The sequence below is a fragment of the Sphingomonas sp. IC081 genome, from assembly GCF_006874585.1.
Taxonomy (GTDB): Bacteria; Pseudomonadota; Alphaproteobacteria; order Sphingomonadales; family Sphingomonadaceae; genus Novosphingobium.
Map to the genome: position 1 here is coordinate 216977 of NZ_CP029762.1, position 14560 is coordinate 231536.

Below are 14560 nucleotides of genomic sequence, written 5' to 3' on the forward strand. Positions count from 1 at the left end.
TCTCCCTCGCGGAATCTCTGAAACCCCGGGCTGATACGATCACACCGTGATTAACGCCGGTCCTTTCACACTTTTTGGCGAAACTCTCGACTTCCGGGACGCCAACGGGCCGCGAGCGGTCCCGGCATTCAATAGCGGTGATCAACACGTGATGCCCAAAGTCCCACGTGATGACCACGTCATGCTCTCGGCGGCGGTTGGTGTCCCGGTCCTTCAACCGCCGGCACGGCGCTTCGATTGTCGCATTCGATGACGCTAGCGTGCGCTCCAATGAGGCAATGAGCCGCTCCAGTTTCTTCCCCGGCCGGTCACTCTTTCTCAAATCTGGGCCCTCGGTCGCGCACGCTCGCAGTGCTGGAGATTATGATGCCAAGCGTATGCTTCAGTAGAGAATTCCTAAGGTTACGCCAAACTTGTTCTCATCCGCGAAGCTTTTGGTTTCGATGCCATCGGCGAAGGTGAGCCCGAAATCGACCGCGAGCTTGTTGATCCACCATCGGTATTTGAGGGTCAGATCCAATCGGTCGATACTGGGCGCGTCGCCAGCAATGGTTTGTTGGTAACGATAGGTCACTCCGCCGACAAGGCCATCGCCTGGCTCGTTGCCCCTCAGCGGCGGACGGAATTCGAATCCGAGTTCGCCGCCAAGCGCCAGAATTTCGTCCTTGGCAGTGAGTTCCGCGCTTCCTGCCTTGAGGACCTCACTGGCATCGGCGCGTAGGGCGCCCGTGCATCGCGCCTCGAGCGGTAGGCCGAAGATGCTGTCCGAGTAGAAGCCGACGCCGCATAAGGGATATCGCGCCGGCCCGATGGTCAGCGTTGAAAGGACGGGTTGAAAGCGGAAGCCGGCAACGAGGCGCCGTGCGCCATGCTCGAAATCGAATACGCCGCCAGCTCGGACCGAACTGCGAAGAATGAAGCTTTGGGAGATGCCGATGGGCGCGGAGGCATAAGCGCCCACTTCCAGGGCGTTGACGTCATCCTTGCTGCCATCCTTTTCCTCGGGGGTCGGGGTTGGCGCAGAGCGTTTGCGCACCTGATTGAGCGCATAGTCCCCGTAACCGTAGAGATAACTGCTCTTGGAATCGCCGGCAACGCGGAGCGCGGCCACGCCCTGAACGGCTATGGTTTTTGTCCAATTGGTTTCGCCGTCGAGATCGGTCGAACGTGTCCGTGCATAGGAGCCCTGGAACGAGCCGCTCGCATCCTTGGAGGCCACGGTGGCATCTTCAAGCTTCGCACGGAGAACGAAACTGTTCTCGCCCTTTCCATGCCCTTCCTTGTCCTCACGAGGAACGACTGCACCATCTATGCTCGCCAATTCGGTTTTGCCCGGACAGACGAGCTCCAGGCCATCCTCGAAAGGCGACTGATCTTTGCGAGCGCCTCGGACGACCAGCTTCTTGATAAGGAGGCCATCGTCATAGGTGAGATTATTGGCCATCGTCGCTGTGATGGCGTCGACCTGATCGGCGACGGCCTTGGGAAGCAGCGACGTATCGCGCACCAGCAGCAGTGCGGTTGCGGATAGCTCGTCGCTGCTGGGTGGGCGTCCTAATTTGGCTGTTACAAGACCGAGGAGTTCCGACGGCTGAAGCCCGGCGATCACCAATGTGACCTCGGCAAGCTTGGCCTGCTTTATGGGAGTGGCTGACGTTATGCCAGCACATGCGATATCTATGCTGCTGGTGGCGGAGGCTAGGTCGTCAGCCTGCGCGGGTGTTGCGATCAGCAACGTCACACCGCTCAGCAGCAGGGGAAGCGTCACTTTACGCATCACGGAGCGCCTTTGCGAAATCCAGTAGCACTTTGTCGACATATCCGCGCTGCTTGGTGTCGGATATGTCGATCGGCGCCGCAGTGACCCCTGCATCATTGAAGCGCTTGACCATGGCCCTTGACCAGATCAACCAACCATCGGCGTCCAGTCCGAAGCTTTCCGGTTTCACTGCTGTCCAGACATGCTGCCGCGGCCGATGTGATCGCACCTCATCTCGAACAGCAGACTGTGCTGCTTGCCAAATTTGCGCACGCGTTGCCATGTGCTTTGCCCCCCTTGATGACGTGCCCCCGCACGCCGTCTAACGCTGCTAAATCGTTAGAGCCCGATCCAAAAGTTGTTGAGCAATACCAGCATGTTATGATTCACGCCGTCCTTGCGAGAGATGGAGTGATCAATGGCATGGACTGGCATTGCTCGAGAGGAGCATAGCCGCAAGGGACTGCGTTATCCAAGCGACATGACGGATAAGGAGTGGGCGCTGGTGGCCCCGTTCATTCCCCCGGCAAAGCAAGGCGGTCGGCGGCGCAGCACGAATATGCGCGAAGTGGCCAACGCGCTGCTCTATCTGGCTTCGGCCGGGTGTGCCTGGCGCCTGCTGCCCAAGTGCTTTCCACCGGTCTCGACGGTTCGGCGCTATTTCTACGCCTGGCGTAACGCGGGATTGTTCGAGGTGATGAACACGCTGCTGGTCATGAACCTGCGAGAGATCGAGGGGCGCGAAGCCTCTCCCAGTGCGGGCATCATCGATAGCCAGAGCGTGAAAACGACCGAAAGCGGCGGCCCGAGTGGATATGACGCGGGCAAGAAAGTCAAAGGCCGCAAGCGTCATATCCTGACCGACACCTCCGGTTTTCTGATCTCCATCCTCGTGCACACCGCCGATATTCAGGACCGTGATGGCGCCGTCGACGTGCTCAAAGGCATATGCCAGCGCTTCCCCTGGCTGCGCCATATCTTCGCCGATGGTGGCTACGCCGGAGACAAGCTCAGGAGAGCACTCGCCAAAGTCGGGAATTGGGTAATCGAGATCATCAAGCGTTCCGACAAGGCCGAGGGCTTCGAAGTCCTCCCGCGCCGCTGGGTCGTCGAGCGCACGTTCGCCTGGCTGGGGCGGTGCCGCCGCCTCGCAAAGGACTGGGAGGCGACCATCGCCTCGTCTACCGCCTGGGCCACGATCGCTTCTATCCGCATGCTCATCCGCAGAACCGCAAGATATTGCTACGCTTGAGACACTTTTGAATCGGGCTCTTAGACGGACTCCATCATCTGCGAATATCGGAGGGCAGACAAGATCGATAATGATCATGATTGGCCGTTATCTATGAAAAACGGCTGGTCGATTGCGTGGCTCCGAGAAGCTAAGTGAAATCCCATGGATAAACGGGCTTGAATGGCCAGAATGATCTCTGTTGATCTTGCGTCGTTCTCTGCTGCTGCGGGAGATTTCGTTCTGTGCAGATCCCGTTACCGGCTCGGTTTGAGTGAAGATATGCAATCGAATGAAGTCCGTTTTTTTATTGGGAAGTCGTTGAGGCGACGCTTGGGTTAGCCGGGCCTGAGCGGGAAGACGTAAAAGAAAGGCATTTTTTCCGAAGCGGTTGTCGCTGCTGGTCGTCGTGATCCAGAACGAATCCGGCAGCCCCTTGAACTGGCGGTTGCGAGCTATCGATTATCCTGCGCTCGGGAACCCTCGCGCCGATCGACGAACGCAAGGTTCACCTTCATCCCAACTGCAGCAAGCTGCAGGGCACATGCCGACTATGTGATCATAGTACGGTACCTGTCCTAGAGGATAGATCGCGCACTGCCTCACGCCAATCGTTTCCACCATAGCACGGCTGTAGCTTCGCCCTCGTCTTGATCGAGACAAGATTTTCAGAAGGACAGGAAGATGCAACTCCACAGCAACGTCGAAACCCCCGAAGGCGGTGCGGAAGAACTCGTACCCTCGCGCTACGGCCTTATGGTCGGTGACATCGAGGTCATCGTTGTCCGTCGTCAGAACATTTGGCGCAGATCGCGGCGTAGAATAGCGGAGAGCGGGCCTCGTCTGGGGGTTGATGTTATGCGGCGAGCTTGCGGTGTTGCAAGCGCCGATGTTCGATGGTCTGTCGCTTGATCCTTTCACGCTGTTTGATGATGGCTGCCGCTCTGCCGAAGTAGGCGTCGGCGGGCGTCACGTTGTTCAGGCTCTCGTGGTATCGCTGGTGGTTGTAATGCTCGACGAAGGCCTCGATCTGGGCCTCAAGGTCGCCGGGCAAGAAGTAGTTCTCCAGCAGGATGCGGTTTTTCAGGGTCTGGTGCCAGCGCTCGATCTTGCCCTGGGTTTGTGGGTGCATCGGGGCGCCGCGCACATGGCTCATCTTCCGGGCCTCGATGTATTCCGCCAGTTCGCCGGCGATGTAGCTGGGGCCATTGTCGGACAGCAGCCGAGGTTTGTGCAGCACCGTGGCGCTGTCGCAGCCCGAGGCAGCAAGGGCGAGGTCCAGCGTGTCGGTCACATCCTCGGCCCGCATGTTGGTGCACAGCTTCCAGGCGATGATGTAGCGCGAGAAGTCGTCGAGCACGGTCGAGAGATACATCCAACCCCACCCGATGATCTTGAAGTAGGTAAAGTCGGTCTGCCACATCTCGTTCGGCCGGGTGGTCTTGGTGTGGAACTGATCGGCGGCCTTGATCACGACATAGGCCGGGCTGGTGATCAGGTCGCGGGCCTTGAGCAGGCGGTAAACCGTGGCTTCGGACACAAAGTAGCGCGTTTCGTCGGTAAATCGCACCGCCAGCTCGCGCGGGCTGAGCTCGCTGTGATCCAGCGCCATTTCGATGATCTGATCCTGCACCTCGGGCGCGATGCGGTTCCACACCCGGCTCGGGGCCGATGGCCGATCTTCCAGCGCCTCCGGCCCGCCTTCGAGGTAGCGGTCGTACCAGCGGTAGAACGTCCGACGGGCGATGCCGAGCTGCTCCAGCGTGCGCTTGGCGGGCAGGTGCGACTGCTCGACGATCCGGATGATCTCCAGCTTCTCGGATGCAGGATATCTCATTCGTCGTCGCCCCCATCCGCAATCATGCTTTTTTTCAGCAAGCGGTTTTCCAGCGTCAGGTCGGCCACGCATTCCTTGAGCGCCCGGGTCTCTCGGCGCAGGTCCTGCACCTCGCCGGTGGTCGCGGCGCGGGCGGTGTCACCGGCCAGGCGGCGTTTGCCGGCCTCCATGAACTCCTTGGACCAGGTGTAGTACAGGCTCTGGGCAATGCCTTCCTTGCGGCACAGCTCGGCAATGCTGTCCTCGCCGCGCAGGCCGTCGAGCACGATGCGGATCTTGTCCTCGGCCGAGAAATGGCGCCGGGTCTGGCGCCGAATGTCCTTTACCACCCGCTCAGCAGGGGCCTTCACCGGCGATTTTTTCAAGGAGGGTTGGGACTTCATCTTCGTTCCTTCGTCACTACGACGAAGCCCCAACCCTCCTTAAATCACAACCTCAAATCTGTGCCATGGGTGCTGACGGGGGACAGACGCGGAAGTCCAGGAGACGCACAACGTGGAGCGGCTTCGCCGCCTGTTACCCCCTGACGTGCAGCACTTGGTGGCGTTGAGCGCCCCGGCAGTGCTGGCGGTGGGTCTGGTTGGCCGGAATCCTGCGTTTCAGGGCTCTCACCCAGGGCTTCAGTCGATGAACCGCAAATATGTTGTGACTGGTGCGACCCCAAGAATACGCGCCGAAGCGCGGTGCGAACTTTTCGCTCGGGATGTTCTCGGGCTTCAGAAATAGCGCGCTTCAAGCTCGCTTTTGCACGAACCTGCCGGGGTACGCGTGGTGAATGTTGTGCAACGAGTGGGAACGGCTAGAGGATGGCCGTTGGCGAGAACTGGCCCTGAGACCGCGTAGGGAAGGAAGCGAGTGAGCTGCTACTATCAAGGCTGTACAGCGAAGGGAACGACGACGGAACACGTGCCGCCTAAGGCATTTTTTCCGAAGGATGAGCGGTTTCAGCTTCTTACGGTGAAATCTTGCCACGCCCACAATACCGGAAAATCTCAGGATGACCTATATGCTATAGCGCAGATTTGCATGAACGCGTCGCCGAACAACAGGGCGCGCGAGGTGTGGATGAGGTCTGTCGCACCCCAGTTGAAGCATCAGCAAGGCAAACTTCGCAAGATGCTTTCGGAAGGCGCAGTGAAAGCTGGACAGGGGGTCGCGTATCGCGTTGATATCAGGCGGCTTGATGGCTTTTTCACCGCCCTGTCCTTGGGGCTGATATCCGCCTCCAAGAAGAGGTCGCTTCCTACCCATTACGTCATCCATCACATCTACCATAGCCTCTCTTCTGATGACGGATCGGAAGACAAACTTGAGGCGGCTATAGAGAGTTTCTATCGCGGGAAACCGGTTGCGGCGCTTGAGTTTGGAAAACCCGATCTAAAAAATGAGAGAATTTACACCGCTGAAATTCATGGCCGGCCAAATTTCGCGGGCAGCATAACTGTGGAGCGGCGTGCAAAATTGACCCCCTTAGCGGGGTGATCGGCGTCTAAAATTGACCCCCTTCATCTCATTGTGAGAAGCGCCGCCGTTTCGGTTCCGGACGGCGGGTACAGGGATGTTGGTTGTGGAGACGATTACGAGGATCCGTCGGGAGCACCGGGACGGTAAGCCGATCAAGGCGATAGCGCGGGATTTGCGGCTGTCGCGCAACACGGTGCGCAAGGCGATCCGGGCGCCGAACGCGGATGCCAGTTACGAGCGCAAGGAACAGCATCGGCCGCAGACCGGCCCTTTCAGCACTCGCCTGGAAGAACTGCTTGAAGAGAACGAAGGGCTGCCCCGGCGTGACCGGCTTCGCATGACGCGGATCCATGATCTGCTTCAGCGCGAAGGGTTTGGCGGCTCTTATGACGCTGTGCGGCGCTATGCTGCACGCTGGAAGCGTGAGCGTCGCGTTGACGCCGGCGATATGACCAAGGCGTTCATCCCGTTGATGTACCGGCCCGGCGAGGCTTACCAGTTCGACTGGAGCCATGAGGACGTCGAGATCGCCGGCAAGCCAATGCGCGTGAAGGTCGCGCATATGCGGTTTTGCTGGTCACGGGCACCATTTGTCCGTGCCTATCCTCGCGAGACGCAAGAGATGGTGTTCGACGCACATGCCCGCGCCTTTGCCTTCTTCGGTGGGATTCCGACGCGCGGCATCTACGACAATATGAAGACGGCGGTGACGACGGTGTTCACCGGCAAGGAACGCCTGTTCAACCGGCGGTTTCTGATCATGACGGACCACTATCGCGTTGAGCCGGTGGCCTGTAGTCCTGCCGCAGGGTGGGAGAAGGGTCAGGTCGAGAACCAGGTTCAGACCAGTAGGGAGCGCCTGTTCAAGCCGCGCCTGCGCTTTGCCAGCCTCGAGGAACTGAACATCTGGCTGGAAGCCGAGTGCCGGCGCTGGGCGGAACGCAACCAGCATCCTGACCAGGAAGGCATGACGATCGCGCAGGCGCTGGAGGTGGAGCGGCCGATGCTGCAACCGCTACCGGTTCCCTTCGACGGGTTCTTCGAGAGCGAACACGTAGCCAGTTCGACGTGCCTCGTGAGCTTCGATCGCAATCGGTACTCGGTGATGGCAAAGGCGGCCCATCAGGCTGTGCAGGTGCGGGCCTATGCAACGCGCATCGTGATCCGCTGCGACGGCGCTGTCGTGGCCGAACACGAACGGGTCTTCGGCCGGAACCAGACAATCTTCGATCCATGGCACTACCTGCCCATCCTCGCCCGCAAGCCCGGTGCGTTGCGCAATGGTGCTCCCTTCCAGGACTGGGCTCTCCCACCTGCACTGGCCCAATTGCGGCGTAAGTTGGGCAAGGGCGACGATGCCGACCGGCGCTTTGTACGCGTCCTCGCCGCTGTCCCCGAAGATGGCCTGGAGGCTGTCGAGGCCGCAGTGCGCGAGGCACTCAGCGCCGGTACTATCAGCGACGAGATCATCCTCAACATCCTGTCCCGTCGCCGCGAGCCTCATGATGCCCAGGCTATGGACGTCGTCGTCAACCTGAAGCTCAAGCATCCGCCAGAGGCGAACTGCGGCCGCTACGATACCGTGCGAGACCTCGATGCAGCGGCATGAGATCATGGCCGCCCTCAAGGGGCTGGGGCTCAAGGGCATGGTGGCGGCCTTCGATGATGCCGTCACCAACGGCATCCGCCGAGACAGAACGGTCATGGAGATGTTGGGCGACCTGTTGCGTGCGGAGACGGCGCACCGGGATGCGGCATCGATCCGTTATCGCATGACCGCAGCCAAGCTTCCGGCGATCAAGGACCTGGATGGGTTCATGTTCGATGGCACGCCGATCAACGAAGGACTGATCCGCTCGCTTCATACGGGCTCGTTCCTGCCGGAACGGCGCAATATCGTGCTGATCGGCGGAACAGGCACGGGCAAGACTCATCTGGCTCTCGCCATCACCGCCGCAGTGGTGCGCGCCGGTGCCAGAGGCCGATACTTCAATACGGTCGATCTGGTGAACCGGCTTGAGGAAGAGGCTCGCCTGGGCAAGGCCGGCAGCCTTGCCACCCAACTCTCGCGGCTTGATCTCGTGGTGCTTGACGAGCTCGGCTACCTGCCGTTCGCCCGGTCCGGTGGCCAGATGCTCTTCCACCTGATCAGCAAGCTCTACGAAAAGACCTCGGTCATTATCACGACCAATCTCGCCTTCGGCGAATGGCCGAGCGTCTTCCACGACCCCAAGATGACCACCGCTCTTCTCGATCGCATCACGCACCACTGCGACATCATCGAGACGGGCAATGACAGCTGGCGGTTCAAAAACCGGAACTGAGCCGAAAACCCCTTCCCCCGGACCCCCATCCCCGGCGGTTAACCCGGTGGGTCAACAGGGACCTCCCACGGACGCCGCCGCCAGCACACCTGACGGTGCGCGTCGTCGTCCGTGGGCCCCTCCTATCGACTACCGGGATAACCGCCAGACTACCGAAAGGTGGGGTCAATATTGGGCGCCGATAGGGGGTCAGTTTTGCGCGCCGGTTGACACTCTTGGCTCGCAAGGAAGGCGTCCATAATCTCGGCTTCCCTAGCCGCAGGTGCAACGTCCAGGACTACCGTTGCTCCAAGTTCGACGTCGGGGTGAAAAGCACATTGTCCGGCGAACCACATTGCCTCCGACAATGGTTCGATAGCGTGCCATGTCGTCATTACGAACTTGTGGTCGGGGATATCACCAAAATCGAACTCTTCGAGGACCGCCCAATCAACGGAATCGTGCCAGTCTTCGCACTCAAGACCCCAAGCAATGACATATAGGCAGCCGCTCGCCACAAGCCATTTGGCGATGCGATGCCGCCATTCTTTTGTAACCGTCACATCGGAAACAACCAGGGCGCGGAACGGGCCGCAAGTTAGTTCTGGCGGGCTTTGTTCCGGCGATAAATGCACATACCTGAGTTCCATGCCTGAGGCTTACCGCATTCCAGCCAATCGGCAATTCCCTCAGACTGCTCCCGGCCGGTTTCTGAAACTGGCTGATCTGATCTGTAGCGCGACAAACAGGATGAGGATTGCGCGTCAATCAGGATGAGAATGTGATTGTCGCGGCGCGTCATTCAGTGCCGATTTTAATTGTCGCTGGCAAGGACCTCGTTCTCATCCTGATTGTCGCGGATGGTCTCGAGGACTTTGGGTGTGGTGTAGGCGGCAGGACGTCCAGCCCCGGTGCGGCGGGCCTGGGCTGTGCGCCGGCGATAGCTTTCGACGTTCATCTCGAAGATCGTGGCGTGATGTACGAGCCTGTCGACTGCAGCGAGCGTCATTGCCGGGTCCGGGAAGACGCGGTTCCACTCACCGAAGGGTTGGTTGGCGGTGATGAGCAAGGATCTGCGTTCGTATCGGGCGCTGATCAATTCGAAGAGGACGGAGGTTTCCGCCTGATCGCGCGAGACGTAGGCGAAGTCGTCGAGGATGAGCAGATGGTACTTGTCGAGCTTGGCGATGGCGGATTCCAGCGTCAGTTCGCGGCGAGCGACCTGCAGACGCTGAACGAGGTCGGAGGTGCGGGTGAACAGCGCTCGCCAGCCATTTTCCACCAATGCCAGGCCGATCGCCGCCGCCAGATGGCTTTTACCGCCGCCTGGCGGGCCGAACAGGATGAGATTGGAACCCTGGTCGAGCCAGCCATCGCCGGCGCACAGGGCCATGACCTGAGCCTTGGAGATCATTGGCACAGCCTCGAAGGCGAAGCAGTCCAGTGTCTTGCCCGCCGGCAGGTGGGCTTCGGCAAGATGACGCCCGATCCGGCGGCGATCGCGTTCGGCGAGTTCGTGTTCGGCGAGAGCTGCAAGGAACCGGCTCGCGGGCCATCCTTCCTTATCCGCCTGGGCCGCAAAATCTCCCCAGATATGCTTGATGGTTGGCAGGCGCAGTTCATTGAGCATCAGGCTCAGGCGCTGTGCGTCGATCATGGGAGCCGTGCTCATGCTGCTTCTCCCTGTTCGATCAGCCCGTCGTAGATCGAGAGCGACACCATCTCGACTACGACTTCGGGTAAAGTGGCGGGATCGGGGCTGAAGCGTGCCCGTAATGCCGCCAGGCATGGGATCCTGCGGATCGCCAGGTCCTCCTCCAGGAGATGGGCGAGCTCCGCCTCGCAGGCGCGCTCGTGGGCCATGGCCAGAAGCTCGACCATGATCCGGCAGGCTTCTTTCTCGCCCACGGCGTCCAGCAAGTGCTCGAACATGAGGCGGTAGGGCGCGCGGGGGAACAGGCTGTCACGATAGACCAATCCCCGCAGGGCCATCGGCTTGCGGCGCAGGGAATGAATGACATGACGATAATCGACAACGTGGCCGTGCTTGCCGTTCGCACCGGCGCGGCCGCGCTGCAGGGTCATGAGCCTTGTGCCGCCGATGAAGACATCGAGACGGTCGTCGTAAAGGCGCACTCGCAGGCGATGTCCGATCAGGCGCGAGGGGACCGTGTAGAACACCTTGCGCAGGGTGAAGCCGCCCGAGGACGTCACCGTCACGAGGACTTCCTCGTAATCGGTTGTCCGCATGTTTGGGAGGGATCGCAGCGCCTTGCGTTCGGCATCGATGCCGGGACCATGGCGCCGGTTCCTTGCGGTCACGACTTCGTCGATGAAGCGGCGATAATCGGCAAGGTCGGTGAAGTCCGTGGTTCCGCGCAGCAACAGCGCGTCCTTCACTGCGGCCTTGATATGGCCGTGGGCGCTCTCGATCGCACCGTTCTCGTGAGCAATGCCTGTGTTGTTGCGCGTCGGCTCCATTCCATAATGGGCGCATAGGGCGTCATACCGCCTGGTCAGGTCGGCCTTCGTATCGGCGTCCAGATTGCGGAAGGCGGCCGACAGGCTGTCGGTGCGGTGGAGCCTGGGCGCTCCGCCGGCAGACCAGAGCGCATTCTGCAGCCCTTCGGCCAGGGCGACGAAACTCTCGCCGCCCAAAATGACATGCCCATGTTCAAAGCCACCGCAAGGCAGGCGGAAGTGATAGAGCAAGTGATCCAGCGGTGCCCCGGCGATGGCGACGTCCAGATCGTTCATGCACGTAAAATCGGACATGCCGAGCCGACCCGGTTCATGAACCTGCCTGAAGATGACTTCCCGATCCTGGCCGTTCAGAGCGCGCCAGTCGCGAATACGCCTCTCCAGGGTTCGTCGTGAGCCGAACTCGGTATCCGGGTACCGGCGGCGCAGTTCCTCGAAGATCGCGACAGGACGAAGACCGGGGGCGGCCTCCAGCATCGGCACGACGACTTCTTCGAAAATGCCTGATAGCGGATCAGGCCGCCGTCGGCCGCGCGGCGCCTGTCGCTGGGAACGCAGGCGCGCATCCTGCAGCACCCGGTAGCCGGTCGCCGGGCTGAAACCGGCCTTGGCCGCCGCCAGGGCGACGGGATCGTTACGTCTGTGGGTCATGAAAAGTCTCACCTGATGATCGTTGATGTGTCGGCCCGCCACACGTCAGGTCCTCCTCCCTGGGAAAACCCAATGCATAGCGACCACCACGACCATCACAGGCACCCTTCAAAAGGCGCCTCCTGCGTTCCGGGATCGGCTACGGGCTACGCCCTTCGCCAATCCCGGAACGCAGGATTCTCATCTTGTTTGTCGCGCTTTCTCAACCTGAATGTCGCGCGACACTGATCGATAAGTAAAGCGAACTGTCAGATTTCGGGTGCTTCAAATCCGCCCTACAACGACCGACAAGGGCGCTAGGCAATCGCCGAATCGGAGCCTTTGCGGAAGTCGAGATACCAACGTAGGCTCTTCGGCCAAGCTAATTGAAAGAGCCTCGGAATGCGATTGCCCATTCGAAATTACCTGGCGACCCCACTTACGATTTTCATCGAGCCAATTTGCGATCAATACGAGGTCCCTCCGGGTGGCGAAGCTGCAGTAATTCTCGATGATGGGCATCCTCATTCAATTGATGTGCATCCCGACAACTGGGTTTCGATCTGGAACGAGGGCGATAGCTTGGCTCAAGTCGAAATTTTTGACCGGCACCAGTTCGGCACACCATCTCGCCCAATTTCGTAGTTTTCCGGCATGACCGGTTTCGGGAGCGCGCCTTCGAACACTGAGCGACCAACTTGGGCGCGTGGCAGAATTTCCACTTGCACCCCGTTGCAGCCGCAACATTGCCGCCGCTGCTCCATCGTCAATAGACCTCGACGGGGGTGACGATGAGAGTGCTGCTACTAAGCGTAGTGCTGACCGGATGCTCCACGCCGGATATCTATCCGTCGCGTGACCATGCCTACTGGGATCAGCCCACCACAGGATGGTATTGGGTCGCCGAGGGCGTTGAAGCTGCTGCAGTTATAAAGGCAGCGGCGGGTTGTGGCGCGAAGGTGGACGGCAGCACCGCCAATCATGGGCTAGTGCCGCCCGGCTTCTCTACGGGCGTTTTTCGTTTCGTTGGTGAGAACAGCGCGTCGGCTCGCGAGTGCACGATCAGCCGCCTGGCAGCCGTTCCGGCACTGACTACCTATCTGCGATCACAGCGATGAATCTGGCATTCGCAAGATTCCCCACACCTTCTTCCCAACCAGCGCAACGACTGACCGACGGGCTGGCATTGAATGGCTGCTTCCAAGGTCATCAGATCGCGCCTAGAGCATCTGGCTAGGGCGCAATGCGGGCCAGCTGCATACGCCCCATTGCGGTCATCGCGTCAACCCTGTTGCAGAGGTTCTAGATTTGGCTAGATGCTCGGGGAGCAATTAACATTCATGGACGGATTGCGGCATGCCTGCTCGTGACTTCTGGAAATCCGCTCCACAGGGCATGATAATTTGTGCTGTTCTAATGCTGGTCACACTTATTCCTTCGGCTCTGAATTACTATCTGAGCCTTGGTTGGTTCGGCTCTCACGACCGATTGGCATTCGGTGCATCCGCAATTTTTGGCCTAATTTTAGCTCGCCGCATCCAGGTTTGGCATGCCGAAGGGCGATGACTTAAGCGTCCGCTTCCCACCCATCTAAGCTGCTGGTCGATCTGGTCGGCAAGGGAAAGCGGACGGGCCGCTCCCTGACGCATCATATCGGCCCTCGAGCGGCCTACTTGGGCGCCAAACGGTCCAGTGCATGCGCGTCCTTAGCTTCCCCGCTGTCGACGGAAAATGATGCTAGAAAGCGCGGGCACCACCAACATCACACCGAAGACGCCAATCGCGCCGATACCGATCACAAGCATCTCGGCAGTGGCGTCAGATAGATCGCGGGTCGCAGGCATCACTGCTCCCGCAAATGCCGCGCCAAGCGAAACCATTATTGCAAGCCCACCGCAAGCGATGAGCTTTATGGGGGCGATCTTGCCTTGAACGAAATATGCGATGAGGGCCAACGGCAGTATTGCAATGCAGAGGCTTTTTTCCATCCCTTCAACATAGCTGCTGCCTGGCTGAAAGCCAGTCAATCCGGCTGTTGACGAACCTAGTCGAAAAGGAAACCAGACCGACCGCAGCTCGGCGCGTCAAATTGGCCTCTGAACGACCAACTTGGGCGCGTGGCGGAATTTCGGCACACGCCCCATTGCGGACATCAACTGTGTGTGTGATCTTCAATTCGTGAAGTCATATTTCCCCCTCGCATTCCTGTTCTTCCTCGCTGCTTGTGACAGTCCCGAGGGTATTTCGATCCTCCCCACCAAGGGTGATGTCGATGCGCATATGCAACTGGCCGCCGGCCTGCGCGATAACGTGCGGTTCGGGTACTATGAGACAGGCCATATGGCCTATGTCGATGCCAGCGCCCTGTCGGCCATGAAGCGCGATCTCGACGGCTTCTACGCAGGTGCCGTCAGGCCCTGAAACGTCAGGGCGTTTCGGACAGGATTTCCGCCAAGCGCTCCATCGTGGCGTTCAGGCGCTGGAGGTCCTTGATGCCCAGTTCGCGCTCGATCCGTTCGTAAAGCGGATCGAACTGCGGCACGATTTCGCGTACCAGTTTCATGCCGGCCGGCGTGATCGCGTGGAGGTAGCGACGCGCGTCCTCCTTGCTGGCACGTCGCAGGATCAGGCCGCGCTCGGACAAATGGCGGACAATCCGTGAAAGGCTCGGGCCCAGCAGGAAGGCACGGGCGGCAAGGTCTGCCGCGTCGATTTCGTCTTCGATGCTCAGCAGGCGCAGGACGCGCCATTGCGGATCGGTCAGATTGTAAGGATCGAAGATCAAGCGCATGCGCGTGGCCATTGCATCGCGCGCCCGGTGCAGCAGGACCGGAACCTGCCGCGCCTCCGTATGG

Annotated in this window: 14 protein-coding genes and 1 pseudogene; 6 read left to right on the forward strand and 9 right to left on the reverse strand. The window is 60.0% G+C overall.

Annotated elements, in window-relative coordinates; genetic code table 11:
* Position 1: 1 nt before the first annotated feature.
* The 3 genes and pseudogenes from DM450_RS26565 to DM450_RS19415 form a co-directional block, all read right to left on the reverse strand.
* Positions 2-322 (reverse strand): annotated as a pseudogene (locus tag DM450_RS26565) (restriction endonuclease); the annotation flags it as partial.
* Positions 323-382: 60 nt separating this feature from the next.
* A complete protein-coding gene (locus tag DM450_RS19410) occupies positions 383-1777 on the reverse strand; it encodes a hypothetical protein (protein ID WP_142638326.1) in 1395 nt (464 codons plus the stop codon).
* Entirely contained in the window at positions 1770-2042 is a 273-nt protein-coding gene (locus DM450_RS19415; RefSeq protein ID WP_142638328.1) for a hypothetical protein, read from the reverse strand. The genes DM450_RS19410 and DM450_RS19415 overlap by 8 nt, the downstream gene beginning before the upstream one ends.
* Positions 2043-2177: 135 nt before the next feature.
* Between DM450_RS19415 and DM450_RS19420 the strand changes: the two genes are divergently transcribed.
* The gene (locus DM450_RS19420) at positions 2178-3011 is read left to right on the forward strand and encodes an IS5 family transposase (RefSeq protein ID WP_142632654.1); all 834 of its coding nucleotides are present in this window, start codon (positions 2178-2180) and stop codon (positions 3009-3011) included.
* A gap of 835 nt (positions 3012-3846) precedes the next feature.
* On the opposite strand, the gene DM450_RS19425 is transcribed toward DM450_RS19420, so the two are convergent.
* Positions 3847-5210 (reverse strand): IS3 family transposase gene (locus tag DM450_RS19425; RefSeq protein ID WP_142638330.1). Its coding sequence is split into 2 segments (ribosomal slippage): positions 3847-4860 and positions 4863-5210, totalling 1362 coding nucleotides; the frame shifts between segments, so codons are not numbered across the junction.
* Between the two features lie 472 nt (positions 5211-5682).
* Between DM450_RS19425 and DM450_RS19430 the strand changes: the two genes are divergently transcribed.
* The 3 genes from DM450_RS19430 (at position 5683) to istB (DM450_RS19440) (ending at position 8615) form a co-directional block, all read left to right on the forward strand.
* Complete coding sequence (locus DM450_RS19430) at positions 5683-6309, forward strand: hypothetical protein (RefSeq protein WP_142638333.1); 627 nt, start codon at positions 5683-5685, stop codon at positions 6307-6309.
* Between the two features lie 76 nt (positions 6310-6385).
* A complete protein-coding gene (istA, locus tag DM450_RS19435) occupies positions 6386-7900 on the forward strand; it encodes an IS21 family transposase (RefSeq protein WP_142632652.1) in 1515 nt (504 codons plus the stop codon).
* Positions 7887-8615, forward strand: a complete 729-nt coding sequence (gene istB, locus DM450_RS19440) for an IS21-like element ISSsp4 family helper ATPase IstB (protein WP_013831348.1) — start codon at positions 7887-7889, stop codon at positions 8613-8615. Before istA (DM450_RS19435) ends, istB (DM450_RS19440) begins: the two co-directional genes overlap by 14 nt.
* A 149-nt stretch (positions 8616-8764) precedes the next feature.
* On the opposite strand, the gene DM450_RS19445 is transcribed toward istB (DM450_RS19440), so the two are convergent.
* The 3 genes from DM450_RS19445 to istA (DM450_RS19455) form a co-directional block, all read right to left on the reverse strand.
* The gene (locus DM450_RS19445) at positions 8765-9244 is read right to left on the reverse strand and encodes a hypothetical protein (protein WP_142638335.1); all 480 of its coding nucleotides are present in this window, start codon (positions 9242-9244) and stop codon (positions 8765-8767) included.
* A 164-nt stretch (positions 9245-9408) separates the two neighbouring features.
* On the reverse strand, positions 9409-10266 hold the full coding sequence (gene istB / locus DM450_RS19450) for an IS21-like element helper ATPase IstB (protein ID WP_142632411.1): 858 nt from the start codon (positions 10264-10266) through the stop codon (positions 9409-9411).
* Positions 10263-11726, reverse strand: a complete 1464-nt coding sequence (istA, locus tag DM450_RS19455; protein ID WP_260610094.1) for an IS21 family transposase — start codon at positions 11724-11726, stop codon at positions 10263-10265. Before istA (DM450_RS19455) ends, istB (DM450_RS19450) begins: the two co-directional genes overlap by 4 nt.
* 381 nt (positions 11727-12107) lie before the next feature.
* Between istA (DM450_RS19455) and DM450_RS19460 the strand changes: the two genes are divergently transcribed.
* The gene (locus DM450_RS19460) at positions 12108-12350 is read left to right on the forward strand and encodes a hypothetical protein (RefSeq protein WP_142638337.1); all 243 of its coding nucleotides are present in this window, start codon (positions 12108-12110) and stop codon (positions 12348-12350) included.
* Positions 12351-13411: 1061 nt separating this feature from the next.
* On the opposite strand, the gene DM450_RS19465 is transcribed toward DM450_RS19460, so the two are convergent.
* Positions 13412-13732: a hypothetical protein gene (locus DM450_RS19465; RefSeq protein WP_142638339.1), complete on the reverse strand. Its 321-nt coding sequence runs from the start codon at positions 13730-13732 to the stop codon at positions 13412-13414.
* 151 nt (positions 13733-13883) lie between these two features.
* Between DM450_RS19465 and DM450_RS19470 the strand changes: the two genes are divergently transcribed.
* On the forward strand, positions 13884-14126 hold the full coding sequence (locus DM450_RS19470; protein WP_142638341.1) for a hypothetical protein: 243 nt from the start codon (positions 13884-13886) through the stop codon (positions 14124-14126).
* A 4-nt stretch (positions 14127-14130) separates the two neighbouring features.
* Here DM450_RS19470 and DM450_RS19475 read toward each other — a convergent pair whose 3' ends face one another.
* Positions 14131-14496: a MarR family transcriptional regulator gene (locus DM450_RS19475; RefSeq protein WP_221889503.1), complete on the reverse strand. Its 366-nt coding sequence runs from the start codon at positions 14494-14496 to the stop codon at positions 14131-14133.
* Between the last annotated feature and the right edge of the window lie 64 nt (positions 14497-14560).